Origin of the sequence: uncultured Sulfitobacter sp., from assembly GCF_964021855.1 — a bacterium.
Lineage (GTDB): Bacteria > Pseudomonadota > Alphaproteobacteria > Rhodobacterales > Rhodobacteraceae > Sulfitobacter.
The window spans coordinates 310223-335741 of sequence record NZ_CAXHZD010000004.1 but is presented as its reverse complement, the minus strand read 5'-3'; the positions used below and the strand labels follow the sequence as shown (position 1 = coordinate 335741).

Annotated in this window: 25 protein-coding genes; 12 read left to right on the top strand and 13 right to left on the bottom strand. The window is 58.4% G+C overall.

Translation table 11 applies throughout. From position 1 onward, the window contains the following. Nucleotides 1-11 precede the first annotated feature (11 nt). Nucleotides 12-1262, bottom strand: a complete 1251-nt coding sequence (gene tyrS / locus AADJ11_RS15070; RefSeq protein WP_341235337.1) for a tyrosine--tRNA ligase — start codon at nt 1260-1262, stop codon at nt 12-14. Nucleotides 1263-1327: 65 nt separating this feature from the next. On the opposite strand from tyrS, the gene AADJ11_RS15065 reads away from it, so the two are divergent. After that, nucleotides 1328-2467 carry an anhydro-N-acetylmuramic acid kinase gene (locus AADJ11_RS15065; protein ID WP_341235336.1) on the top strand — a complete coding sequence of 380 codons (1140 nt, stop codon included), beginning with the start codon at nt 1328-1330 and terminating at the stop codon, nt 2465-2467. A gap of 37 nt (nt 2468-2504) precedes the next feature. Here AADJ11_RS15065 and eno read toward each other — a convergent pair whose 3' ends face one another. Continuing rightward, nucleotides 2505-3782: a phosphopyruvate hydratase gene (gene eno / locus AADJ11_RS15060; RefSeq protein WP_341235335.1), complete on the bottom strand. Its 1278-nt coding sequence runs from the start codon at nt 3780-3782 to the stop codon at nt 2505-2507. A gap of 69 nt (nt 3783-3851) precedes the next feature. Beyond that, the gene (locus AADJ11_RS15055) at nt 3852-4721 is read right to left on the bottom strand and encodes a DMT family transporter (RefSeq protein ID WP_341235334.1); all 870 of its coding nucleotides are present in this window, start codon (nt 4719-4721) and stop codon (nt 3852-3854) included. 419 nt (nt 4722-5140) lie between these two features. Here AADJ11_RS15055 and AADJ11_RS15050 point away from each other — a divergent pair, with 419 nt between their 5' ends. Further along, entirely contained in the window at nt 5141-6466 is a 1326-nt protein-coding gene (locus AADJ11_RS15050; protein ID WP_341235333.1) for a DEAD/DEAH box helicase, read from the top strand. Next, nucleotides 6463-6696 (top strand): hypothetical protein, encoded by a 234-nt coding sequence (locus AADJ11_RS15045; RefSeq protein ID WP_341235332.1) that lies wholly within the window; start codon nt 6463-6465, stop codon nt 6694-6696. Before AADJ11_RS15050 ends, AADJ11_RS15045 begins: the two co-directional genes overlap by 4 nt. A 65-nt stretch (nt 6697-6761) precedes the next feature. Here AADJ11_RS15045 and AADJ11_RS15040 read toward each other — a convergent pair whose 3' ends face one another. The 4 genes from AADJ11_RS15040 to AADJ11_RS15025 all read right to left on the bottom strand — a co-directional run bounded on the left by AADJ11_RS15040 (nt 6762) and on the right by AADJ11_RS15025 (nt 10827). Then, complete coding sequence (locus tag AADJ11_RS15040) at nt 6762-8003, bottom strand: multidrug effflux MFS transporter (protein WP_341235331.1); 1242 nt, start codon at nt 8001-8003, stop codon at nt 6762-6764. An 89-nt stretch (nt 8004-8092) separates the two neighbouring features. Next, nucleotides 8093-8560 (bottom strand): adenylyltransferase/cytidyltransferase family protein, encoded by a 468-nt coding sequence (locus tag AADJ11_RS15035; protein ID WP_341235330.1) that lies wholly within the window; start codon nt 8558-8560, stop codon nt 8093-8095. 106 nt (nt 8561-8666) lie between these two features. Continuing rightward, nucleotides 8667-9317, bottom strand: coding sequence for a DsbA family oxidoreductase (locus AADJ11_RS15030; RefSeq protein ID WP_341235329.1), 651 nt, complete (start codon nt 9315-9317; stop codon nt 8667-8669). Beyond that, entirely contained in the window at nt 9310-10827 is a 1518-nt protein-coding gene (locus AADJ11_RS15025; protein ID WP_341235328.1) for a class I adenylate-forming enzyme family protein, read from the bottom strand. The genes AADJ11_RS15030 and AADJ11_RS15025 overlap by 8 nt, the downstream gene beginning before the upstream one ends. Nucleotides 10828-10891: 64 nt before the next feature. On the opposite strand from AADJ11_RS15025, the gene AADJ11_RS15020 reads away from it, so the two are divergent. Beyond that, nucleotides 10892-11515: an XRE family transcriptional regulator gene (locus tag AADJ11_RS15020; RefSeq protein WP_341235327.1), complete on the top strand. Its 624-nt coding sequence runs from the start codon at nt 10892-10894 to the stop codon at nt 11513-11515. Between the two features lie 83 nt (nt 11516-11598). Here AADJ11_RS15020 and AADJ11_RS15015 read toward each other — a convergent pair whose 3' ends face one another. Continuing rightward, the gene (locus AADJ11_RS15015; RefSeq protein WP_341235326.1) at nt 11599-13317 is read right to left on the bottom strand and encodes an extracellular solute-binding protein; all 1719 of its coding nucleotides are present in this window, start codon (nt 13315-13317) and stop codon (nt 11599-11601) included. A gap of 418 nt (nt 13318-13735) precedes the next feature. On the opposite strand from AADJ11_RS15015, the gene AADJ11_RS15010 reads away from it, so the two are divergent. Together AADJ11_RS15010 and AADJ11_RS15005 are read left to right on the top strand one after the other, a co-directional pair. Further along, a complete protein-coding gene (locus AADJ11_RS15010; RefSeq protein WP_341235325.1) occupies nt 13736-14521 on the top strand; it encodes a 3-hydroxybutyrate dehydrogenase in 786 nt (261 codons plus the stop codon). Nucleotides 14522-14645: 124 nt separating this feature from the next. Next, nucleotides 14646-15677, top strand: a complete 1032-nt coding sequence (locus tag AADJ11_RS15005; RefSeq protein WP_341235324.1) for a patatin-like phospholipase family protein — start codon at nt 14646-14648, stop codon at nt 15675-15677. Here the strand turns inward: AADJ11_RS15005 and AADJ11_RS15000 are convergent. The 4 genes from AADJ11_RS15000 to AADJ11_RS14985 all read right to left on the bottom strand — a co-directional run bounded on the left by AADJ11_RS15000 (nt 15670) and on the right by AADJ11_RS14985 (nt 19187). Beyond that, nucleotides 15670-16416, bottom strand: a complete 747-nt coding sequence (locus tag AADJ11_RS15000) for a DUF502 domain-containing protein (protein WP_341235323.1) — start codon at nt 16414-16416, stop codon at nt 15670-15672. The two genes, AADJ11_RS15005 and AADJ11_RS15000, sit on opposite strands and share 8 nt — an antisense overlap. Before the next feature lie 86 nt (nt 16417-16502). Continuing rightward, complete coding sequence (locus tag AADJ11_RS14995; RefSeq protein WP_341235322.1) at nt 16503-17417, bottom strand: pseudouridine-5'-phosphate glycosidase; 915 nt, start codon at nt 17415-17417, stop codon at nt 16503-16505. Next, the gene (locus tag AADJ11_RS14990; protein WP_341235321.1) at nt 17414-18298 is read right to left on the bottom strand and encodes a PfkB family carbohydrate kinase; all 885 of its coding nucleotides are present in this window, start codon (nt 18296-18298) and stop codon (nt 17414-17416) included. Before AADJ11_RS14990 ends, AADJ11_RS14995 begins: the two co-directional genes overlap by 4 nt. A gap of 73 nt (nt 18299-18371) precedes the next feature. After that, a complete protein-coding gene (locus tag AADJ11_RS14985) occupies nt 18372-19187 on the bottom strand; it encodes a DUF4198 domain-containing protein (protein ID WP_341235320.1) in 816 nt (271 codons plus the stop codon). Here AADJ11_RS14985 and AADJ11_RS14980 point away from each other — a divergent pair. Next, nucleotides 19186-20511, top strand: coding sequence for a HupE/UreJ family protein (locus AADJ11_RS14980; RefSeq protein ID WP_341235319.1), 1326 nt, complete (start codon nt 19186-19188; stop codon nt 20509-20511). The genes AADJ11_RS14985 and AADJ11_RS14980 overlap by 2 nt on opposite strands. 13 nt (nt 20512-20524) lie before the next feature. On the opposite strand, the gene AADJ11_RS14975 is transcribed toward AADJ11_RS14980, so the two are convergent. After that, nucleotides 20525-21145 carry a thiamine phosphate synthase gene (locus AADJ11_RS14975; RefSeq protein ID WP_341235318.1) on the bottom strand — a complete coding sequence of 207 codons (621 nt, stop codon included), beginning with the start codon at nt 21143-21145 and terminating at the stop codon, nt 20525-20527. A gap of 144 nt (nt 21146-21289) precedes the next feature. Between AADJ11_RS14975 and AADJ11_RS14970 the strand changes: the two genes are divergently transcribed. The 5 genes from AADJ11_RS14970 to AADJ11_RS14950 all read left to right on the top strand — a co-directional run bounded on the left by AADJ11_RS14970 (nt 21290) and on the right by AADJ11_RS14950 (nt 25496). Next, nucleotides 21290-22042, top strand: a complete 753-nt coding sequence (locus tag AADJ11_RS14970) for an RNA methyltransferase (protein WP_341235317.1) — start codon at nt 21290-21292, stop codon at nt 22040-22042. 55 nt (nt 22043-22097) lie between these two features. Continuing rightward, nucleotides 22098-23252: a heme A synthase gene (gene ctaA / locus AADJ11_RS14965; RefSeq protein ID WP_341235316.1), complete on the top strand. Its 1155-nt coding sequence runs from the start codon at nt 22098-22100 to the stop codon at nt 23250-23252. Beyond that, nucleotides 23249-24724, top strand: a complete 1476-nt coding sequence (locus tag AADJ11_RS14960) for a carboxypeptidase M32 (RefSeq protein ID WP_341235315.1) — start codon at nt 23249-23251, stop codon at nt 24722-24724. Before ctaA ends, AADJ11_RS14960 begins: the two co-directional genes overlap by 4 nt. Nucleotides 24725-24822: 98 nt before the next feature. After that, a complete protein-coding gene (locus tag AADJ11_RS14955) occupies nt 24823-25110 on the top strand; it encodes a hypothetical protein (protein ID WP_341235314.1) in 288 nt (95 codons plus the stop codon). A gap of 188 nt (nt 25111-25298) precedes the next feature. Then, a complete protein-coding gene (locus AADJ11_RS14950) occupies nt 25299-25496 on the top strand; it encodes a hypothetical protein (protein ID WP_341235313.1) in 198 nt (65 codons plus the stop codon). The last annotated feature ends 23 nt before the right edge of the window (nt 25497-25519 follow it).

The following is a 25519-nucleotide window of genomic DNA, read 5'->3' as shown; positions in this document are numbered from 1 at the left end:
CCCCCTTTTGCTTAGCCTAGTTGGACCAGCGCGTGGCGTTTCTTGCCGGCGCTCAGCTTGATTGGCGATGCCAAGGCCGCGGCGTCAATCATCATGCCTGCGTCGGTCAGCGGTTCGTCATTGATCCGCGCGCCGTTTTCGGAGATTAGGCGTTTTGCTTCTTTGCCCGATCCGGCCAGCCCCGATTTCACGATCAACTGCACGATCGACATGCCATCGCCGATATCGGCAGCAGTCAGTGTCAGGGTTGGCAGATCGTCGCCAATCCCGCCCTTTTCAAACACTTCACGGGCTGTTGCCTCGGCCGCTTTGGCAGCTTCCGCACCGTGCAGCAGGGTGGTGACCTCGTTCGCCAACCTGATCTTGGCCGCGTTGATTTCGGACCCTTCCAGCGCGCCCAAGCGGTCGCATTCATCGACCGGCAGCTCTGTATAGAGCTTGAGGAAGCGGCCCACATCAGCGTCGGTCGTGTTGCGCCAGAATTGCCAGAATTCATAGGGTGACAGCATGTCAGGGTTCAGCCAGATCGCGCCGGATTGGGATTTACCCATTTTTTTGCCGTCAGATGTGGTCAGCAGCGGCGTGGTCAAGCCGTAAACTTCGCCATCGATCACGCGGCGTGTCAGATCGATCCCGTTCACGATATTGCCCCATTGATCCGATCCGCCCATTTGCAGGATACAGCCATGGCGACGGTGAAGCTCCATGAAATCATAGGCTTGCAGGATCATGTAGTTAAACTCGAGGAAGGACAGCGACTGTTCGCGATCAAGGCGGGACTTGACGCTTTCAAAGGACAGCATCCGGTTGATCGAAAAATGCCGCCCGATGTCGCGCAGAAAATCGAGGTAATTCAACCCGTCCAGCCATTCGGCGTTGTTGATCATCTGTGCATCAGATGGGCCATCGCCATAGGTCAGGTAGGCGCTGAACACTTTTTTAATGCCCGCGATGTTATCGTCGATCTGTTCCGGGGTCAGCAGCGGGCGTTCGTCCGCGCGAAACGACGGGTCGCCCACCTTGGTGGTGCCGCCGCCCATCAGGGTGATCGGTTTGCCGCCGGTCTTTTGCAGCCAGCGCAACATCATGATCTGGATCAGCGATCCGACATGCAGGGACTTGGCAGTCGCGTCAAATCCGATATAGCCGGGTTGCGCGCCCTTGAGCAGCGCCTCGTCAAGGCCTTGATAATCCGTGCAGTCAGCGACAAAGCCGCGCTCCATCATGATGCGGATAAATTCGGATTTGGGGTGGTATGTCATGGCGCTTGCCCTCAGCTTGGGTGGTGGTGCACTCTATATGTGCTGAGCAGACAAAGGAAAAGGCCATGAATAGGCCCCATGGAAATCGGATCGCGAAAACAGGCGTTTTGCGGGCCGCTGGTGCGATGAGCGGCACGTCGTTGGACGGGGTCGATGTGGCGGTGATCGACACGGATGGCCACGATATCATGGGCTTTGGCGCGTCAGGATACCGCGAATATTCCGCCGAAGAACGCAAGGTGATTGCCGCGGGTTTTGGCAAATGGTCCGGCCCCGAGGTGCAGGCGGCCACGCAAGTGATCGAGGCCGCGCATCTGGAGGTTTTGCGCGATTTTACCGACGTTGATGTGATCGGGTTTCACGGTCAAACGCTGGCCCATGCACCGCGCGCGCAAGGCACGTTGCAGGTGGGCGATGGGGCGGCATTGGCGGATGCCTTGGCCACGCCTGTGGTTTGGGATTTTCGCAGCGCTGACGTGGAACTGGGCGGCGAGGGCGCGCCGCTCGCGCCGTTTTTCCATCACGCCTGCGCGCGCTATGCCGGGCTGACCGGTCCGGTGGCGTTTTTGAATTTGGGCGGTGTGGGCAATCTGACATGGGTTGATCCCGCCATTGCGCGGCCTGAGGCCGACGGGGCGCTGCTGGCCTTTGATACGGGGCCTGCAAACGCGCCGATCAACGATCTGATGCAATCGCGTCTGGGGCTGGCCTATGACAAGGGCGGCAAGGTTGCATCAAAAGGCACGGTTGAAACTGGCGCGCTTGAGCTGTTTTTGGCAGAACCTTATTTTGCACGCATACCGCCCAAGTCACTGGACCGTAATGATTTTGCGGAAATGGTGGCACTGGTGGGCGAATTATCCGACGCCGATGCCGCCGCAACCCTGACCGCCATGTGCGCCGCTGGCGTGGCCGAGGCGATGGCCCATTGCCCGCGGGTGCCTGACCGCGTGTTGGTGACGGGTGGCGGGCGGAATAACCCAGTATTGATGAAAATGCTGGCGGTGAGTTTGGACTGCCCCGTCGCCCCAATCGAAGATATCGGGTTGGACGGTGATATGTTGGAGGCGCAGGCATTTGGGTATCTGGCAGTGCGCGTCGCACGGGGGCTGCCGACGTCGTGCCACAGCACAACGGGTGTTCGGGCGGCGGTTGGTGGCGGTACGGTCAGCATGCCCCAAAAAGAAAAAAGCGCGCTGAGTTAGCGCGCTTTCTAGGTTTATCGGTCCTAAGCGACCGCGCTTACCCCTTAAGGATCGAACGGCCTGCGTATTCTGCCGTCACGCCAAGCGCCTCTTCGATACGGATCAACTGGTTGTATTTCGCCAACCGGTCCGACCGCGCCAAGGAACCCGTTTTGATCTGGCCACAGTTTGTCGCAACTGCCAAATCGGCAATCGTCGCGTCTTCGGTTTCGCCCGAACGGTGGGACATCACGTTGGTAAAGCCCGCGCGATGCGCCATATCAACGGCTTGCAGGGTTTCGGACAGGGTGCCGATCTGGTTGACCTTGACCAGCATCGAATTGGCCGACCCGCGCTTGATGCCTTCGGCCAGACGGGCAGGGTTGGTTACGAACAAGTCGTCGCCCACCAGCTGGATCTTATCGCCCAAACGGTCGGTCAGCAGTTTCCAACCGTCCCAGTCATCCTCTGACATGCCATCTTCGATCGAGATGATCGGATAGTCGCCACAAAGGGCGGCCAGATAATCCACATTCTCGGCGCTCGACAGGGTTTTGCCTTCGCCGGACAGGACATAGTTGCCGTCTTTGTAATACTCGGTTGCCGCACAATCGAGGGCGAGGTAAATTTCCTCGCCGGGTTTGTAGCCTGCTTTTTCGATGGATTTAAGAATGAAATCAAGCGCATCACGGGTGGAGCTAATGTTGGGGGCAAAGCCACCCTCGTCGCCGATACCGGTGGAAAGACCCGCAGCGGACAGCTCTTTCTTCAAGGTATGAAACACTTCGGAGCCCATGCGCACAGCGTCGCGGATGTTTTCCGCAGCGACAGGCATGATCATGAATTCTTGGATATCAATCGGGTTGTCTGCATGTTCGCCACCGTTGATGATGTTCATCATCGGAACGGGCAGCATCCGCGCCGAGGTGCCACCAACATAGCGGAACAAGGGTTGCGAACAGAAATCTGCGGCGGCTTTGGCGGCGGCCAGTGACACACCCAAAATCGCGTTTGCCCCCAAACGTTCCTTGTTATCGGTGCCGTCCAGTTCGATCATTGTGCCGTCGATTTCGACCTGTTCGGTCGCATCGATGCCCACCAGCGCGTCCGCAATCTCGCCGTTCACGGCTTCGCAGGCTTGCAAGACGCCCTTGCCCATATAGCGCGATTTGTCACCATCGCGGCGCTCGACCGCCTCGTAGGCACCGGTGGAGGCACCTGATGGCACCGCGGCCCGGCCCATTGTGCCGTCTTCCAACGTTACATCAACCTCGACAGTGGGGTTGCCCCGACTGTCCAGAATTTCGCGGGCATAGATGTCTACGATGGTGCTCATGAGGGGAGATCCTTTTGGCATGGGTGTTTTCGCGCTGTTTTAGCCTGCGGGGGGCAGGATGAAAAGTGTTCAGGCTATGTCTTTGACTTTGCGCTCGCGCCAGACGGTATACATGCCCGACGCCACAATGATCGCAGCGCCAACATAGGTCAGCAGATCGGGACGTTCGCCAAAGACCATGATGCCGATCACGATGGCAAACAGCAGACGCGAATACCGAAACGGGGTGACAAAGCTGATCTCGCCCACGCGCATGGCCGCAACGATCCCGTAATAGGCAATCATGCCGATGCTCAGCGCCGACACCATATAAACGCATTGCAGAGCCGTCATCGGGACGAAAAACGTATCGGTCGCAAACATATGGAGCACCCCGGTGGGGACCAATGCCAGAAACGCCAAGAACGACAGCTGAAAGCTTGATGTGTGCTTGGGGACACGTCGGGTCGCCAGATCGCGCATGGACAGGCCAATAACACCGACCACGGCCAGCAAGGACAGCGCTTCAAAGCTTTCCATGCCGGGGCGAATGATCAAGAGCACACCAAACAACCCGACCAGGATCGCGCTCCACCGGCGCCAGCCGACGGGATCGCCCAGAAACAGCGCAGCGCCCAAGGTAACGGCCAAGGGCGTCGCCTGCAAAATCGCCGAGGCAGAGGAAATGGGGGTTAATACGATTGCCGAGACAAAGCCCAAGGTGCCGACGATTTCGCCCAATGCGCGCAGCATAATGGGCCGCGTCAGCATGGACCGCTCAAGCAGCGGCTGCGCCTTGATCCGAACGACCAGACCGAAACAGATCGCGCCGCCCAAACCCAGCAGGAATAATATCTGGCCAATCGGAATATCATCGCCCATCAATTTGATGAACATGTCCTCAAATGCGAAACCCAGCATCGAAAACACCATGATGATCGCGCCGCGCAGATTGTCCATTTGTCCAAGCCTTTCAAATCATTCCGTCGATCCATGCCGATTTGACAGGTAATGTGCAAGCGCCGTAGCAGCCGGTGATGAGCCAGACCGGGCAGGGCCATGGGACGTGGTGGCGTTCACCTTAGTTTGCCGCAAGGCGTTGACTTTGCCCGCCGATGCGCCCATCTAGCGTCCAAGCGATGCCTTCTGCCGCGTGAGCAGTCAGCCCTTTGGTCACATCGACCATCATATAGCTGAGACATAAAGGCCGCCGATGTTCCCAAAATCACGCGTGGGGCCAAGCGCAACAGACAGGGTATTGGCATTAGGCCGTCCCCTGCGATCTGCTTTGCGTCCCTCGCGGTTTAGCCCCTTTTTGGGTGCCGCGTGATTTAGACGGCTCCAGCACTTTTGCTGCGGCCCTTGGAAAGACGATATACATGAGCGATTTTGAAATGATGGGCCTGCCGCGCCGTTTGGTCAAAGCATTGACCAACATGGGCATGACAGACCCGACCCCTATTCAAAAACAAGCGATCCCACATGCGATGAACGGCCGGGACGTGATGGGCCTTGCCCAGACCGGCACCGGTAAAACGGCCGCCTTTGGCGTGCCATTGGTTGCACAAATGTTGGAAATGGAAGCCCGCCCCGAACCGCGCACCGTGCGCGGCCTTGTGCTGGCCCCGACCCGTGAACTGGCCAACCAGATCATGGAAAACCTGAAAGGCTTCTGCGAAGGCACGCAACTGAAAACGATGATGGTTGTGGGCGGTCAGTCGATCAACCCACAGATCAAACGCATGGAACGCGGCGTTGATTTGCTGGTGGCCACGCCGGGTCGCCTGCTTGACCTGATGGACCGCCGCGCGGTGCTGCTGCACAAAACCTCGTTTCTGGTGCTGGACGAAGCCGACCAGATGCTGGACATGGGCTTTATCCACGACCTGCGGAAAATCGCGTCGGTACTGCCCAAAGAACGCCAAACCATGCTGTTCTCGGCAACCATGCCGAAACTGATGAACGAGATCGCCAACAGCTATCTGATCAGCCCGATCCGCATCGAAGTATCGCCTCCCGGCAAAGCCGCTGACAAAGTCACCCAAGAGGTGCATTTCATCGCCAAAGCCGAGAAGAAATCGCTGCTGATTGAACTGCTGGGCAAGCATACCGAAGAACGTGCATTGGTCTTTGGCCGCACAAAACATGGCTGTGAAAAGCTGATGAAGGATCTGGTCAAGGCCGGTTTCAAAGCGGCCTCGATCCACGGCAACAAAAGCCAGGGCCAACGGGATCGCGCCATTGAAGCGTTCAAAAAGGGTGATGTAACCGTCTTGGTTGCAACAGATGTGGCGGCGCGTGGTTTGGATATTCCAGATGTGAAACACGTCTATAACTACGAATTGCCCAACGTGCCCGATAACTATGTGCACCGGATCGGTCGTACGGCCCGTGCCGGCAAAGACGGTGCTGCGATTGCCTTTTGCGCCCCTGATGAAATGGGCGAATTGAAAGACATCCAAAAGACGATGAAAATCTCGATCCCTGTGGCCTCGGGCCGCCCATGGGAGGCGATTGATGAACCCGCCAAGCCAAAAGGCGGCCGCGGTCGTGGTCGCGGTGGACGCCCAGGTGGCGGCGGTGGCCGTCCCGGTGGTAACGGCGGTGGCGGTAATGGTGGCGGCGAGGGCAAGCCCGCAGGCGCATCCCGGCGTCGGCGCAAGCCCGGTGGCGGCGGTAAACCCGGTGGCCAGCGCGCAGCGTGATCTCGCCTTTACGTAAACTGACGATCGGCATTCTTTATGTCGCGGTGGCGCTGCTTGTTGCAGTGCCACCTGTCTACATCATGGGGCGTCCCGCATCCTGTACTGTCCCGCCCTGCGCGTTTTCGTCCAGCATGCTGTTCAAGGGGAATATCATCCTGCTTTGGCTGCTGCCCTTCAGCATCGCTGCCGTGCTACTGGCGCTGGCGTTCCGGCTGAAAACTGCCCGCTGACCGCTTTCCAAATGGACTAAAATCCTCGCCCGAAGGGCGAAACCAGCGCGCTTGGCCGCATAAACCTACGCCGACGGTTCGCGCACCGGAGCGTCTCTTTTGGCGAGCTGCCCCATCCGAAGCATCAGCAGAAAACCGGCCGCTGCCAGCGCCAGCACCGATGTGATCAACAGATCAATCTCGCCGTCGAACATCAACCCGATGGGCGAGGCGATCAGCGCTGCCAGCACGGTCGATACGGCACCAATGACGGATGCGGCCATGCCCGCAATATGGCCCATCGGCTCCATCGCCAAAGCGCTTAGATTGCCCAAGACCAGCCCCGCTTGGAAAAACAACGACACCTGCCAGATCATGTAAAAGCCAAAGCCAAGCGGATCGGGCAGATTGTCCAGCCCCGCAAACAGCATGATTGCAGATAGAACGATCTGCGCGCCAAGGGTCAGCGTCACAATCCGCTGCATGCCCAAACGCACCACCAACATTGCGTTAATCAGGCTGGAACAGCCCGATATCAATGCAATAACCCCAAACCACAGCGGAAAGCTGTCGGCGCGGTCATAGACCTGATCGAATATGGGCTGCACCAACATCAAAGTGGCAAAGAGGATGGACATGGCCAGCGTTTGCACCGCGATTGACAGCCGCACCATGGGGTTGCTGAAAATCTCGACAATCGCTTTCCACAACAGGCCGATGCGCATGGGGCGGCGGTCTTTGACGGCCAGGGTTTCAGGCAGCCGTATCCGCATCCACAGCGTAGAAATGACCGAGAACACGACAAAGCTGACAAAGATACCGCGCCAGCTGGAATAGTGAATGATGATCGCGCCCAATGCGGGGGCAAAGGCGGGCACCATAACAAAAATCATCATCGCAAAGGACATGATCCGCGCCATTTGACGCCCTGAATACAGGTCGCGGATAATTGCAAGCGACACAATACGCGGACCGGCGGCCCCAAGGCCCTGCACCACACGTGCGGCCAGCATCACCTCCAGCGACTGGCTGGCCCAGGCAAGGACCGTTCCCGCAATATAAAGAGCAGCCCCACAGTACACGATGTTCTTGCGGCCATAGGCATCCGACAGCGGCCCGGTAAAGAAGGTCCCAAGGCCAAGGCCAAAGATAAACGCTGTCAGGATCAGCGGGACACGCTCGGGCGTGGCGGGGGCCAACTCGGCGGCGATTTGGGGCACGGCGGGCAGCATTGCGTCGGTGGAAAACGCAATCGTGGCAAAGAGCATTGCAATCAGAGCCACGAATTCAGCGCTGGACATGGGGAAGTCAGGTCTGTCTGATTGCATCCGTGCTGCTCCTAGGAGGTAGAGCGGCAAAATGCGCCCGTTGATTCACGTTTAACGAGCATCAAGGGGCAGTGCAATGCGGTGATTTATCAGGCAGATTTAAGGGTGGTTTCGGGCCAGCTTTGAACCGGCGCATCGGGCACATGCAGCACCTGCACAATATCGTGCAAATCGTCCCCATGCGCGGGGTCTCCGCTGCGCAGGGCCAGCACGGAAATGTTGTAGTTCACGATGTCGGTACGGCGTTGATCCCAGCTTTCCAACGCGATCACCCGCGTCACATAACGGCAGCTTTCCAGAACTGCGCGCCGTGTTTCAAAGGGGATCACCGGCTTTTGGCCCATTTGCGCGCAAAACGCATCGGTGGCGCAGCCCACGATTAATTCGCTACCCAAGCTGGACAGCTGTGCCAGCAGTTTTGCATGCGTCGTGCGAAATCCGTCAAAGCAGCCATAGGTCAACACGCTGCGTGACCGCTGTCCTGTTCTCTCGACGAAAGAGGGCGCAACCTGCACCCGGCTATGCACCCGAAAGGGTGGTGTTGATTGTTCTAACATGACTGCCCGCTCGTTTTTTGAACTGGGGTCTTTGCCCCGTTTATAGCAGTGATTCTAAGCGGGCTGGCCAGCAAAGGCAAAGTGTTTCTGCGGGGTTAGCTGCGGTTCAGGAATTATCGGTTTGCTGACGCAAATCAGCCAGCACCTGTTTCCACAGCTCGGGCGGCTGTGCGCCGGGCACGGCATGTTTGCCTCCAACAATAAATGTCGGAACAGAACTGATGCCCATCTTGCGGCTATGGTCGTCACGGTCGCGAATGTCTTGGGCATCTGAATCCGACGCCAGCAAACGTCTGACCACAGACGCATCCATTTCGATCCCATCGGCAATATCGGCCAAGACTTCGGCATCGCCAATGTCGCGGGCATCGACGAAATACGCCTTGAACAGGGCGGATACAGCAGCGGTCTGACGCCCTTCGATACCTGCCCAATGGATCAAACGGTGTGCATCCAGCGTATTGGGCGTGCGCTTCATATCCTCGAAATTGATGGTCAGACCGGCCTTTTTCGCGTGCTCTACCACGGGGGCATAGGCTTTGACCGCACCTTCTTTGCCACCGAATTTGCCTTCCAGATAGGCGCGGCGGTCCATGCCTTCGGCGGGCATGTCGGGGTTCAGCTGAAACGGGTGCCATTCAATCACGAACGGGTGGTCAGGCTCCGACGCCAAGGCGCGGTCCAGATGGGCCTTGCCGATATAGCACCAGGGGCAAATCGGGTCGGACATGATATCAAGCTTGATCGTCTCAGTCATTTTGCGCCTCATAGCCCGCGCGCAGGGCGCGGCGCAGCAATTTGCCGTTTGCCCCCATGGGCAGTTCGGGCAGATGAACATAAAGACGCGGCTGTTTGTAGCGCGCCAGATTTTCTTGTGCATAAAGCGCCAGTGCCGCTTCGTCCAGCGGGGTGTCTGCCGTGTAAAATGCTGCAATCACGGTCACATCGGCACGTACGGTCACCTCGGTCGCGCCGACGGCAGAAATACCGGGATACTGGGCCAGCTTTTGTTCAACCTCGATGGGTGACACGCGAAAACCGCCTGCGTTCATCATATCGTCGTTGCGCCCCAGATAGGTGATCTGTCCTTCCGGCCCCATAATCCCCTGATCGCCGGTCATAAACCAGCCATCCTGAAACTTCTCGGCGGTTTGATCCGGCGCGCCAAAATACCCCAGCATCAGGCCGGGGTCGGTTTTATAGACGGCAATCGTACCTTCGGTGCCATAGGGGACAGGGCCATCGGGGCCGATGATTGCAACGCGCCGCCCGGCTTGGGGGTATCCCAAGGATCCAGCGGGGGCCGGATGCGCTGGCGATCCTGACAGAAAGGTCGAACATTCCGACATGCCATAAGCCTCGAATATCCGCGTACCGCTGGCCGCTTGCCACGCGTGGCGCAGGGCTTCGGGCAGCTTTTCTCCCGCGCTTAAACTGTGGCGCAGGCTGGGGATGTCGATGCTGTCATTATGCTTGAGTATCTGCCGGTAAACGCCCGGCGCTGCTGCAAACAGGCTCGCACTCTCTTGTCGCATCATCCTTGGCAGGTCGGCCGCAGCAGTGCCCGCCGCGGGGATCAGCGCTGTGGCCCCCATGGTCCAGGGGTCCATTAACCCGGTTCCCAAAGTATAGGTCCAGTTGAACGCACCGGCATGCATCACACGGTCGGACTCAACCAGGTCGTACCATCCGTCAAACATCATCTGCCGCGCCCAGATTGTGCGGTGCGCGTGCATGACAGCACTCGGCTTGCCCGATGTGCCAGAGGTGTAGATGATATAGCCCAACCGCTCCGGATCGCCCATGTGCCACGCGGCGGGCGGCAGATCGCGCATGGCTCGCAAGGCGCTCACATCAACCACACCAGCAACCTTAGGGCAGGCCACCGCTGGATCGTTCAGGATCGCCTTGGGCCGTAATATGTCAATGATCGCAGCCACTTCGGGTTCGGTCAGCGCGGCTGCGGTGGGGACGGGCACCAAACCAGCGGCCAAAGCGCCCAGATAGGCCAGCGGGAAATCAACCGTATTGCCAAGCCGCATCAAGACGATATCGCCGGGCACTAGCCCAAGCGCCAAAAGCCCCGTTGCCGTGCCCCGTACCGCGCTCTCAAGGGCGCGGTAGCTCCAACGCTCGCACCCGTCCGGCCCGATAATAAGCAACGCCGTTTTGTCGCCCAGCCGGCCGGCATGTGCCAGCACATGGGCCGCCATATTAAACGGCGCAGGGCAGGGCGCGTATCCATCTGAGGGGGAGAGTGACAACATGGCCCATCGCTAGCGCGGGTTCCGGCCCGTTGCAAGCCGCAGGACCGGGCGATATACGCAATATATGACAGAGCAAGCGCCCAAATCGATGATCCAGATCGCCCGCGAAAGCGGCGAGACCGAAACCGCGCCCCCCGTTGATCTGGGCGCGCGCGTGCGCGAACTGCGCAAGGCCCGCAACTGGACGCTGGAACAGGCCGCGACACAGGCAGGGCTGGCGCGCTCGACCCTCAGTAAAATCGAAAACGGCCAGATGTCTCCCACCTATGACGCGCTGAAAAAGCTCGCTGTCGGGCTCGAGATTTCTGTGCCGCAGCTGTTCACACCGCCCTCAGCCGCCCAGATCAATGGCCGCATGTCGGTGACCAAATCTGGCGATGGCACCAGCAAGGCCACAACAACCTACGAACATGAATTGCTTGCGGATACCCTGCGCAAAAAGCAGATGCTGCCCTACCGCGCCCGTATCCGCGCCCGCAAAATGGAAGAATTCGACGGCTGGGTCCGCCATGATGGCGAAGAATTCCTCTACGTGCTGACCGGCGTCGTGCGGCTCTATACCGAGTTTTACGAACCCGTCGAAATGCGCCGTGGCGACAGCGCCTATTACGATGCCACCATGGGCCACAACGTTGTCTCAACCAGCGACGAAGACGCAACAATCCTTTGGGTCACATCCCTGACCTAAACCGCGCCCGAGTTTCATTTTGCCAAATAAACTCTCCCCGAAGGGCCGTTCTGCGACTGGGTGCTAAAAAGGCTATTTCCCACTCATCGCTCAGCGTCTATCCACCAAACCTCGGGCATATAATTCGGCCCATCCCCATACAGCGGCACGTGATCGGGATATTTCATCTCGGCGATATGGGCGATGCGGTCTTGGGTGAATTGCCAGAACGGCACCACATAGCGCCCGGCGGTCAAAACCCTATCCAACGCGCGGGTCGCGGCAATGAAATCTTGCGTGGTGGTCGCATTCACCATTGTATCAATCATCGCATCAATCGCGGGGGATTTTACCCCCATCAAGTTGCGGCTGCCTGGCTGATCTGCCGCCTCGGACCCCCAATAATAGCGCTGCTCGTTGCCGGGGCTCAGTGACAGCGCGCGGCGAAAGATCGCCATGTCAAAATCAAACTCTGCGTTGCGCGCCACGAATTGCGCGTCATCCACTGCCTCGACAGTGGCCTCAATGCCCAACCGCTTGAGCGCTTGAATATATAGCTCCGCAATCGCCATATTCTCGGTGCTGCCCTTGGACATCAAAATGCGAAAGCTCAGCGGCTTGCCATTTGCATCCCGCATAATCCCGCCTTGCGCGGAATAGCCTGCATCTTGCAGGGCCTTCATCGCCGCGCGAATGCCGTTGCGGTTGCGGGCCGATCCGTCCGATACGGGCAGGGCATAGCCCTCCATCGCGCCTTGGGGCAGGCTGTCTTTGAACGGGGCCAGCAGCTCGGCCACGCGCCCCTCGGCCGGACCATCGGTCATGGCCAAGGGCGAGTTCGAGAAATACGAGGTGATCCGCGGCTGCGCGCCGCCGGTCAGCGTTTCATTGATATATTCAAAGTTGAACGCGGCAATCATGGCGTCACGCACGCGGATATCGTCAAAGGGCGCGCGACGGGCGTTCATGACAAAGCCGGTCATGCCCGATGGTTTCTTGTGGGCGAAGGTCGACTTTACGATATCGCCCCGCGTAACAGCGGGGAAATCATATTGTGTTGCCCAGGTTTCGGCGTTGAACTCCCGCAGGGCCGAGATTTCGCCAGCTTTAAATGCCTCGAACAGCACATTGGCATCGCCGTAAAAATCAAGCTTGATCTGATCAATATTATGGGTGCCGCGCCGAAACGGGACATCCTTGCCCCAATAATCAGGATTGCGCGTCAGCGTCACCTGCCGTCCGGCCCGATAATCCGTGACACTGTAAGGGCCGGACCCAAGCGGAATATCGGCCAAAGCGGCATTGGCAAAATCGCGCCCTTCCCATTGGGCCTTGCTCAGGATCGGGCGCATACCCGCCAGCAGCGCCAATTCACGGTTTTCAGTATTGAACGTCATACGCAGGCTGCGCGGCCCAGTTTGAACGATGCTGTCAATCTGTGCCCGCAGCCCGTGATAGCGCGGGTGCCCCTCTGACCCCAGCATGTCGTAGCTAAAGATCACGTCCTCGACAGTGACGGGACTGCCGTCGGAAAAACGCGCCTCGGGCCTGAGGGTGAATTCCACCCATGATCGGTCCTGAGGCACCTCGACCGATTCGGCCAAAAGCCCGTAAAGCGTGAAGGGTTCGTCCCATGATCGCCCCATCAGTGTCTCGTGGGTGAAAAAAGCAAGCTGCCAGGGCGCGGTGCCTTTGCGCACGAAAGGATTAAGGCTGTCAAAGCCGCCGGTGTTGCCCAAAACAATTGCGCCGCCTTTGGGCGCTTGCGGGTTCGCATAAGGGAGCGACACAAAATCCGGTGGTAGAGCAGGGGTGCCATACATAGATATCCCGTGCGCGGGCTCGGCTTGGGCTGCGGCCCCGAACAGAATCAGTGAAGAAACTGCTGCAACCGCCCGACAGGTTTGGAAAAAATTTGACACCATTTTCGAAACAATCCCGCTCTGCCCTTGTTTTATTACGCCAACTCTTAGCGGCGCTGCGGGGGCTTATCAAACTTTAAGCTTGGATTGCAGCAAAGGTTTGCGTATAAAGACCTTACTGCTCGATAGGTTTCTTGCCTGTATGAAACCTGCCTCAATAACTTAACGTCCGCTTCGTGCGGACGTTTTTTTTTGCCCGTTTTTGTTCCGTCTAATCGAATCCCATTTTGGCCAAATCATGCCGCTGAGGTTTAATTAATCATTCCCATTGCTGGGGCTGCGTACCATGATGCAGTTGCAGAAACCGCAGGAGAACACCATGGCCTATAGCATCGACCTTTCACAAAAGACCGCCCTGATCACGGGGTCAAATTCGGGCATTGGCCTCGGCATCGCTTGGGCACTGGCACGGGCGGGCGCGGATGTTGTGTTGAACTCCTTCACCGACCGCGACGAAGACCACGCAATCGCCGAGGAGATCGCCAAAGAAACGGGCGTAACCGCGCGCTATATCAAGGCCGATATGTCCAAGGCCGACGAATGCCGCCAGTTCGTGACCGATGCAGGGCGCTGCGATATTCTGGTGAACAACGCTGGCATTCAACATGTGGCCCCGATCCCCGACTTTCCGGTGGAAAAATGGGACGCGATCATCGCCATCAACCTAAGCTCAGCGTTTCATACAACGGCAATGGCGCTGCCGATGATGCGCAAGGCAGGCTGGGGCCGGGTGGTGAACATCTCGTCTGCGCACGGGTTGACCGCGTCGCCCTATAAATCAGCCTATATCGCGGCAAAACACGGCATCATCGGGCTGACCAAAACCACCGCACTTGAGACCGCCAAGGAACCGATCACCTCCAATGCCATTTGCCCGGGTTATGTTTTGACCGACATCGTGGAAAAGCAGATCCCCGATACGATGAAGGAATACGGGATGACTCGCGACGAAGTGATCAAAAACGTGATGCTTGAACGCCAGCCAAGCAAAGAGTTCGCGACCGTGGAGCAACTGGGCGGCACGGCGACATTCCTGTGCTCGGACGCAGCGGCGCAAATTACCGGCACGACCGTCAGCGTCGATGGTGGCTGGACCGCGCTATAAGAACTTTTATGCCTTCGGCGAGGATATTTGAGAGCCAGAGAATATAGGACCGGTCCACGGCTTCTCTGGCTTTCAAATATCCCCGCCGGAGGCGGTCTTTCTTGAAACGGGGCGGGGCGATCCAATGGTGAAAAAACAGATAAATCTGGCCTTGCAAGGCGGCGGCGCGCATGGGGCCTATACGTGGGGTGTTCTTGACCGGCTGTTGGAAGAGGACGATCTGGAGATTTCAGCGATCTCCGGCACCTCTGCTGGGGCTTTGAATGGGGCGGCGCTTAAGGCGGGGATGATTTCGGGCGGGCGTCAGGGCGCGCGGGATAATCTGGATTGGCTTTGGCAGAAAGTGTCCGGCGTGGGTGAAAGCCAGTTGTCGGGTTGGCTTGCCCCTTTCGGTGTCGCGGCGATCAGTCGGGCGATGGAATACAGCTGGCATAGTGCTGTCAGCACCGCGATGACCCAGATCGTATCGCCCTATGCCTATGGTCCGGCTTATAAAAACCCGCTGCGCGAAATTGTGGAAAAGTTCAATTATGATCTGGTGTGCGGGCAGGATGCGCCCCGGCTGTTTGTAGGGGCCACCAAGGTTCGCGATGGCAAGATCAAGGTTTTCGAGGGGGACGAGATTGGCCCCGACGCGCTATTGGCGTCTGCCTGTCTGCCCACCTTGTTTCAGGCCGTGGATATTCCAGACCCCGTAACCGGCAAGTCAGAGGCCTATTGGGACGGTGGCTATACCGGTAATCCGGCGTTGTTTCCCTTATATACCCGCAATTTGCCGCCTGATATTGTCATTATCAATATCAATCCGCTTGAGCGGGCGGATCTGCCGAAAACCCCGATAGAGATTCAGAACCGGATCAACGAGATCAGCTTTAACTCAAGCTTGCTGCGCGAATTGCGGGCCATCGAATTTGTGCAGCGGTTGTTGGACACAGGCCGGATCGAAGAAGGGCAAATGAACCGCGTCTACATTCACATGATTGCCGATGACGATTTGATGTCCAAGCTGTCGACCGCGACCAAAACCGTGCCAAACCCGGCGGTGATTTCAGCGCTTAGGGCGGCGGGCCGTGCATCAGCCGCGCGGTTTTTAACCCATGAAATCGATCATGTTGGCAAGCGCAGTTCGGTCGATTTGAAAACGATGTTCAGCTAGGTTCGATGGGGGCCGGTTGCTTGGTCTGGCCATCGACGGGCAGCGGGCGGTCGGGCGGATAGACAAGCCCCGCCGAGATAACCAGCTTGGCTGCGTCTTCGACAGACATATCCAGCTCGATCACGTCTTTGCGGGGAAAGAACAGCAAAAAGCCCGACGTGGGGTTAGGCGTGGTGGGGATGAACACGCCGACCAGTTCTTTTTCAATCCCGGCATGGCGGGCCACTTCGCCCTTGGCCGAGATCGAGATAAAGCCAAGCGCCCAAGCGCCGGCGCGCGGGTATTCCACCATACAGGCTGTTTCAAAGCTGCGTTCGCTTTGGGCGAAAATCGTCTCGGAAATCTGTTTAATGCCGGAATAGATGGTGCGCACCACCGGTGTGCGCTGCACCAGCCCTTCGGCAAAGCGGATAAAGGACCGTCCGATGATGCCCTTGGCCAGCCATCCCACGATGATGGTGAACAGTAAAAAGATGATCACGCCAATGCCGCGGACGTTGATCTGCGCCGACGGGTCCAGCCCGAAATAGGTCTGGATCAGCCGGTCGGGGTGATAGGCCAGTGGCACCATGGGCAGCACAATGCCATCAATCCAGCCGATCACTGTCCAGATCAGCCATATGGTCAGGCCGACCGGGGCAATCACCACCAACCCCGTCAGGAACGACCCGCGCAGCCGTGCAAAAAGCGTCCGCTTTGGCGCATGCGGCGGGGGTGGAGGCGAAAATGGCGTGTTCATTAGCGTGTTTTTCTTCCCAATCATTCCATTTCAGAGCTAAGTGCTTTGCTTGGCTGCTACAATGGAGTGCGCATAAAATTTGGGCTTCAATTGCTGTTTGAGGCCAGTTCAGCCGCAATTTTGGACGCCAAACGGGCATTATTGCGCACCAGCGCGATATTTGCGGTCAGCGAACGCCCCTTGGTAAGCTCAAATATCCGCTGAAGCAGATAGGGCGTGACGGATTTACCGCTGATCCCGTGGGCGATTGCGTCGCTTTGGGCGGTGGCGATGATCGGGGCCAGCTCGGCTGCGGCGATTTCATCGGCTGCTGGGATCGGATTGGCAACCAGTTGACCGCCGGGCAGACCCAGTTGCGCACGCATGCCGTGGGCCGCAGCGATTTGCGCAGGGTCGTCCATGCGCAAGGGTGATTTTAGCGGCGAGGTGCTGCTCCAGAACGCGGGAAAGCTGTCTTGGCCGACGGTGATGACCGGCACGCCTTGGGTTTCCAGCACCTCAAGGGTCTTTGCCACATCCAAGATCGCCTTGGCCCCGGCGGCAACCACCGTGACGGGGGTTTGGGCCAGCTCAAGCAAATCGGCAGAGATGTCGAACGTGTCCTCGGCCCCTTTATGCACGCCGCCGATGCCGCCTGTTGCGAAGACGGCGATGCCTGCCAGATGCGCGGCGATCATCGTGGCGGCAACGGTGGTGGCACCCGTGCCGCCGGTCGCGATGCAGGCGGCCATATCGGCGCGCGACAGTTTGGCGACGCCTTTGGCTTGGGCCAGTTGGCTCAGTTGCGCATCCTCAAGCCCGATATGAAGCTGGCCGTCGATCACCGCGATTGTGGCAGGGGTTGCCCCGGCGGCGCGCACGTCCGCCTCGACCTGGCGGGCGACCTCGAGGTTTTGGGGATAGGGCATACCATGGGTAATGATTGTGCTTTCAAGCGCCACAATCGGGGTGCCTTTGCTATGGGCGGTGGCAACTTCTTGAGAGCGGTGTAGCGTGATCATATTTTGGTTTCTCCGGAAACATATTGTGCAGCAGCAGCAAGGGCTTGGGTCAGGGCAGTATCCGCCGCAGCGCCGTGGATCTCAGCCGCGATATGGGCCGCCATAAAGGTGTCGCCAGCGCCCGTCACACGGGTGACAGAAACGGCGGGCGGGGTTTGGGTGATCAGGCCGCTTGCTTGGCCCACAGTCGCAGGATTGCCGCCATCCGTGACGACAGCCCGCACGGCCCCGCGTTCAAGCAAGGCCGCAGCCGCATCGCGCGAGGTATCAAAGGCAGTTTGGCACAGCAGCCCGGCCTCTTCGAGGTTCACATAAAGCGTACCACGTTTGGCTTGGATAAAGGGGCTTAGGCGCATCGCCTTGCCGGGGCTGGCGGGGGCTACACGCAAATCTGCCTCGGTCAGCAGCGGGCTGCGGGCCATTTCGGCCAGCAGATCAAGGGTCAGGTTGCCATCAAGGGCGACCGTTCCGCGATAGGGCGAGGGCAGCGATCCATCGGCAAAGGGGCGCAGGATCTTGCTGCCAGCGGCCTCGAGCGAGTGGGCATCCGCGATGGCGGCGATCAGGCCATTGGTGCCCTCGATCGCCATGTATCGGTCGGTGGGCAGGTCATCTGATCGGTACACAAAATTGGTGTTCAAGCCACGCAATTGGCAGGCTGCAATCAACTCGTCGCCTTCGGGGTCGCGGCCCACGGCGCTGATCAGCGCAGGCGACAGGCCGAACCGGGCCAGCGCCATCGCGATGTTCAGGGCAACGCCGCCGGGCAGCCGTGTGATACGGCCGGGCATGTCCGACCCCAGCCGCATTTGTGTTTCAGCGCGCCCGATGATGTCCCACAGGACCGATCCGATGCAGAGTATATCTGGTGTATTTGTCATAGCGCCCGTTCTGCCCAGACCTGCGCCGGGGCGCAAGCCCGGTTAGGCGATTGATGCGCCAAGATTGCGCGGATTAATTCGGCACCGCAAAGGTAAGCGAGGCCCAAAGGCTTTCCCAATGCGGGCTTTTGTCAGTTTGACCCGCATCTGGGGCCGGGCGCAGGACCACGGAATCCACCAGATAGGTCATGCCGGGTGACACCGGAAAGGTCAGGTGCCCCTGATCGTCACTGCGGTACACGGTGACGATGGGCTTAATCTCGGCTGATTTTTCATAGACTTCGATCTGCACGTCTGGGCGCGGGGCCCCTTGATAGGTCAATGCGACCGTCATCATCCCGTCGAAATCCGCGTCATACGGGTTGGTCAGCGCGGTAAATTCGGTAGCAAGGCCCAGTTCGCGATCACTGCCACGGCCGTCGCCAATCGCAATCAGCGCTTTGGAGTGGCGCGTATAGCGTTCGCGTACCTTGTCTTGGGGATAGCCCGCGGCCAGATGCTCAGCCAAGGCGGTTTTGAAATCCTTGTGTTTGGTAAAGCCGACGAAAGTCTCCCAGTCTTTATAGGTGAGCGAGGATGGCGATGCCTCGTGCGCCACGATCAGCAGGCCGTCCCTTGGGGGGGCTGTGATCTGCAAGGCCGGTGAATCGCCCATGCGGCCCTGAACAGGCAGGGTGCCCCCCTCAAAGCTCAGGTCGAAACGGTCGGTACGGTTTGCGAAATACGCAAGGTTCGTGCCCTCGAAAAGCTGGCCGTTCTTAATGTTGGTTGTCAATTCCGCGCCGGGCTGTACTTGATATACTGGTGCTTCAAGCCAGTATTCATGGGCACTGGCAGGCAGCGCGGCCAAACCAAGCGAGATTACAAGTGCGAGACGGGACAAAAACATGAAAAACACCTTATATGCGGTCATTCTAAAGCTGGCTTACGTGGTACTTTTGTCAAGTGCGGTAACCGGTATGGCCCGCGCCCATGAGGTTGTTCCGACCATCGCAGATTTGACCGTGGCAGAGGGTGTCGCCGATCTGGTGCTGCGCGTGAACCTTGAGGCGTTGATGTCGGGCATTGATCTGGATGCGGTCGAGGACACCAATGATGCTGAAAATGCAGGCGATTATGACAGCCTGCGCGCCTTGCCCGCCGACCTGATCGCCGCTCGGGTGCCCGAATTGCTTGCCACTTGGAACGCCGCGCCCTTGCTGCGCGCCGACGGGGATGCCGTAAACCTGACAACAGTGTCCGTCACCGTTCCCGAAGATGTGAACGCCGAATTGCCGCGCATTTCAGAATGGGTGCTGCAAGGGCAGGTGCCTTTGGGCGCACGCGGTGTGGTGGTGGCATGGCCTGCCGGATCCGGCGCGATGGTCCTGCGCCAGCAGGGTGTCGATGAACCTTACACTGGGTATCTGGAGGGCGGTTCGCAAAGCCCCGAGATCGAACTGGCAGGCGGCGGGCAGGAAACCGCGTGGCAGGCGTTTCTGACCTATATCCCCGTCGGCTTTGACCACATTTTGCCCAAGGGGCTGGATCATATCCTGTTCGTGCTGGGGCTTTTCTTTTTGTCTACGCACCTAAAGCCGCTGATCTGGCAAGTATCGGCCTTTACCGCGGCGCATACCGTCACGCTGGCGCTTGGGGCGCTTGGGCTGGTGACGGTACCGGGGTCGATTGTCGAGCCTTTGATCGCCGCCTCGATAGTCTATGTCGCGGTCGAGAATATCTTTACCTCGGGGTTAAACCCTTGGCGGCCTTTTGTAATTTTCGGTTTCGGATTGCTGCATGGGCTGGGCTTTGCATCGGTTCTGGGCGAATTTGGCCTGCCGAGCGATCAGTTTGTGCCCGCGTTGATCGGCTTTAACATCGGGGTCGAGATTGGCCAGCTGACGGTCATTGCGATTATGGCGCTCTGCGTGTGGCAAGCCTTGCGCGTAGCGCGGGGCGAGGGTGGCGCAGACGGGGCCAAGCGGCTTTATGCCGGGTTGGCCGTTGCCGCGTTGGTGCTGTGTTTTGTGCCGATGCCGGGTGTTGCCGCCGCACTCGAAGCACCTGTGCCGTTGTTCTTGGTACCGCTGGCGTTGGTCTTTACCGCCTGTTTCCTATCGGTCCAGTTTCGACAAACGGCAGACGCCTATCGGCGCTTTGTGGCGATCCCGGCGTCTGTCGGGATCGCGGCCGTGGGGGCCTATTGGTTCATCGAGCGGGTGTTTTTATAACACCCGCCTGATCTTAGGCCATCGCAGCGACGAGGGTCGCCAAGGCCTGTGCCGGATCATCTGATGCCCAGATTTCATCACCGATGCCAAAGAAATCGGTGAAGGGGCTAAGGGTGCGGATCAGGTCCTCGTCCAGGCCACCTTCGGCCACGCAGGGTACTTCGATCACTTCGGACCACCATTTGAACAGGTCCAGCTCGGCATGTGATCCGTCGTCCAGCGCACTGGGGCGGACGGGGCCAAAGCTGACATAATCTGCGCCGGCTTCACCGGCGGCCATGCCGTCATGGCGCGACCCTGCGCAGTAGCTGCCCACAATCGCGTCATCGCCCAGCGTCTTGCGGGCATGGCGGACGGACCGCGCGGCGTCGGTCAGGTGCACACCGTCCAAGCCGATGCGTTCGGCCAGCAAGGTATGGTCTGCGATCACCAGGGCGACGTCGCGGGCATCGGTAATCTCGCGCAGGGCGTCAGCAGCGCGCAGCACCACATCTTCGTCGCGGGCACTGAGGGCGAGACGCACACAGGCGATGGACTGGCTGTCTAGAACGCGGGCCAATGTCTGGGGGAAGGTTTCCAGCTCAAACGCGGGGGGGGTGATCAGATAAAGCTGCGGCTGTTCGGGCGTATTCATGACAAGCGGTCCTTTGCTGTGTTGGTGCCAATTAACGGATCGCGCAGAGAAAGAAAAACTTTTATGCCTTCGGCGAGGATTTTTTACCATTTGGAAATACGGCGCGTTCTTGTGAGAGGGCTGCCGCGCGGGTAAGAGGCAGGCATGAATGATACTGTAGAGAACCCCAAAATACCGGCATTTGTGTTGGTGCGTCCGCAAATGGGCGAGAATATCGGTGCTGCCGCGCGCGCCATGTGGAATTTCGGTTTGGACCGGATGCGCATTGTCGCACCGCGCGATGGCTGGCCGAACCCGTCGGCTGTGGCCATGGCATCGGGGGCAGGGCGTTTGCTGGACGAGGCGGTTGTTTATGACGATTTGGCCGGTTCGTTGGGGGATGCGGCATTTGTGTTTGCCACCACGGCGCGGGACCGGGATCTGACCAAGCCAGTTTACAGCCCCGAGGCGGCAATGGCCAAGGCGGCCGAGCTGATTGCCCAAGGCCAGAGGGTTGCCGTGATGTTCGGGCCAGAGCGCGCGGGGCTGGAGAATGAGGATATCGCGCGGGCCAATGCGATTGTATCTGTTCCTGTGAACCCGCAGTTTGCATCGCTTAATCTGGCGCAATGTGTGTTGTTGATGGGCTATGAATGGATGCGCGCCCAAGCGAATATCATTCCCGAGCAGGTCGAGATGGCAGGCACGGATTGGGCGGATAATAGCGAGATCGAACATCTGGCGCGGCATTTCGAAGAGCGTCTGGATGTGGCGGGGTTTTTCTATCCCGAGCACAAGGCCGCCAGCATGAAGGTTAACCTGCGCAACATGTGGTCGCGCCTGCCGTTGACCCGCGCCGATGTGCAAACCTTGCACGGTACCCTGCGACAGATGGTACGCTGGAAAGAGCGCGGCTAGACCTTTGCGCCTGCGTGACCTATTTCTGCATCAAACCTAGCAGACAAGAGGCACCATGGCCGAGAAACGTAAGCTTTTTGAGGAAGTGGGCGATGCACAAGCCGCCCGCCCTGTTGCACAAACCGGTGTGATTGATCGGGGCCGGGGCGGCGCACGTGGCGCGATCCGCGTCTGGCTGTTCATATTATTCGCGTTGGTCTTTGTGATGATCGCGGTCGGCGGATTGACCCGGCTGACCGACAGCGGGCTTAGCATCACCGAATGGAAACCTTTTACCGGGGCGATGCCACCGCTGAACGAAGCGGATTGGCAGTCGGAATTCGCGAAATACCAAGAGATTGATGAGTTTAGGGTTCAGAATTCCTGGATGGAGCTGGGCGATTTTAAACTGATTTACTGGTGGGAATGGGGCCATCGCCAGTTGGGCCGTGTGATTGGTTTGGTTTGGGCGATCGGGTTTCTTTGGTTCTTGCTGCGGCGTCAAATCCCCACCGGTTGGACGGGACGTTTGTTGTTGCTTGGCGGGCTAGGTGGTCTGCAGGGCGCGATCGGTTGGTGGATGGTATCGTCGGGCGTTAGCACGGGCGGGGCTGTTTTGGATGTGGCCAGCTACCGGCTTGCCACGCATCTGGGGCTGGCCTTTGTGATCCTTGGGTTCATCACCTGGTATGCATTGATGCTGGGCCGTCCGGAAAAGGACCTGATGCAGGCGCGCCGCGCCAAGGAAAGTAAGCTTTTCGGCATGTCGACAGGGGTGCTTCACTTTGCGTTTCTACAGATCTTACTGGGCGCCTTGGTCGCGGGCATTGATGCGGGTCGGTATTTCGTGGATTGGCCGCTGATGCAGGGGCAGTTCTTTCCGCCTGATGCGTTTAACATCGCGCCTGTCTGGCGCAATTTCTTTGAAAACCCGGGCCTTGTGCAGTTCATGCATCGCATGGCCGGCTATTTGCTGTTTGCCTTTGCCGTTGTCGTTTGGCTGCGCGGGCGCAAATCTGCGCATCCCAAAACACGCAATGCTTTTAATCTGATGATGCTGGCGATGGCGGGGCAGGTCGTGCTGGGCATTGTGACCGTTCTGAACGCGGCCCCCGTACACATCGCCATCTGGCATCAGGTGCTGGCTGTCATCTTGTGGGTGTTTATCCTGCGGGCGCGGTTCCTAAGTGGCTATCCCATTCCAACTTCCCTAAGAGGAAAAACACAATGAGTGCTTTTGACGATCTGATGGCGTTTCAACGCGAGACTGAGGCGTTGGCCCAGATTGCAGGCCGTTTGGGGTGGGATCAGGAAACCATGATGCCGCGCGGGGCGGCTGCGCAACGTGGTGAAGAAATGGCCGCCGTTGAAGGCGTGCTGCACGCGCGCCGTGTTGATCCACGTATCGCTGGCTGGCTTGAGATGATCGATGAGGGCCATTTGGACGACGCTGGCAGCGCGCAGTTGCGTCATATCCGGCGGTCCCACGCGCGGGCCAGCAAAGTACCCGCTGCGCTGGCCGCACGTCTTGCGCGGATCACGTCCGAGGCACAGGGTATTTGGGCCGAGGCGCGCGAAGCGGATGATTTCAAGGCGTTCGCACCGACCCTGTCCGAGGTGATCACGTTGAAGCGTGAGGAGGGCATGGCGCTGGCGGCTGGCGGCGATATCTATGATGCGATGCTGGATGACTATGAGCCTGGTGCCACGGGGGCCGAACTTGAGGCGATGTTTGGCGCGCTACGCCCTGAACTGACTCGCCTGCGCGAAGCGGTCCGCAGTGCAGAGGCCCCGCCCACGCTGCAAGGCAAGTTCGACGAATCTGCGCAGATGAAGCTGACCCGGCAATTGGCAAAGACCTTTGGTTATGACATGAGCATGGGCCGCGTCGACAAGGCCGTGCATCCGTTTTCAAGCGGTTCGGGCCTTGATGTGCGGATCACCACGCGCACCAACGAGACGGACCCGTTCAACTGCTTTTATTCCACCATCCACGAGGTCGGCCATGCTTGCTATGAGCAGGGAATCGACCGCGCCTATCTTCTGACGCCTTTGGGGGCAGGGGTGTCGATGGGGGTTCATGAAAGCCAAAGCCGGATCTACGAGAACCAGCTGGGCCGCAGCCGTGCGTTTACCGGATGGTTGTTTGGCCAGATGAAAGATGCCTTTGGCGATTTTGGCGTCGCGGATGAGGATACATTCTATCGCATCGTGAACCGGGTGTCCGATGGCCACATCCGCACCGAAGCGGACGAGTTGCAATACAACCTTCACGTTTTGATGCGCTTTGATCTTGAGCGGGCCTTGATGGGCGGCGATTTGCAGGTCGATGATCTGGAAGCCGCTTGGAATGACCGCTTTAAGGCTGATTTCGGCTTTGAGGTGGACAAACCGTCAAACGGCGTGTTGCAGGATGTGCATTGGTCCGTCGGGCTTTTCGGGTATTTCCCGACCTATTCCTTGGGCAATGTCTATGCGGGGTGCCTGAACGAGGCTTTGCGCAAGGATGTTCCCGAGCTGGACAGTCACCTGACAGGGGGCGACACGAGCGCGGCGACAGCGTGGTTGCGGCAAAATGTGCAAAGCCACGGGGGGCTGTATCAACCCAAAGATCTGATCACCCGCGCGACAGGTTCAGCGCCAAGCGAGGCCCCATTGCTGACATATTTGACCATAAAATTCAGTGGGTTGTACAGCCTCTGATTGCAAAATCAGTCAGATAGGAAAAAATATTTGCTGTGGTAACAAAGTTGTGTAACGAAGTCCCTGTTATGTATTTTAATTAGTTGGAGAGTATACAAATGTCACGTTTAACAACAATTGCAGCAGCCCTTATTTTGACAGTCGGTACAGCCGGCACAGCATATGCGCAGGCGCTTGTTGGTGGCGCTGGTGGTGCTGCGGCTGCTGGTGGTAGTATTGCTGCTGGTAGTACTGTTGCTGTTTCTGCTGCTACTCTTGGTGGCATAAGTGGCGCTTTCGGGGGCATTGCCGCAACTAGCATCGCTATTGGGGCGGCTGCCCTTGGCATAACTGCAGCAGTTGTTGCAGGCAACGACGATACCAACTCAACAACAACCACCGACTAGTTTTCTGTTGAGCACGCCATAGGGCTGTTGAGCACGCCATAGGGCGATTTCACTGCATCTGACGTTAAAGAGTACTCTAGAGTAGTTTTCTACCCTAGGGTGCTCTTATTCGCGAGAATTGATTTGCTATCGTTAGGAAATTGTGCAAATTAATCGAATATACCACTTTGCAATTTGGAGATTATAGAATGAAACGTTTGACAGCAGTCGCAACCGCCCTTCTTTTGACAACAAGCGCGGCTTCCGCACAAACGAGCCCAGCTCTTGGTGCTGGCTTTGGCGGCGTTGGTGTTGCTGGTGCCGCAGCAGCCCTTATTTCGGTAGCTGTTTTTGCTGGCGTTGCAGCCAGCAACGACGACGCAAACTCGACAACTACAACAAACTAAGCTTCGGCATTAGTTTTGTAGCG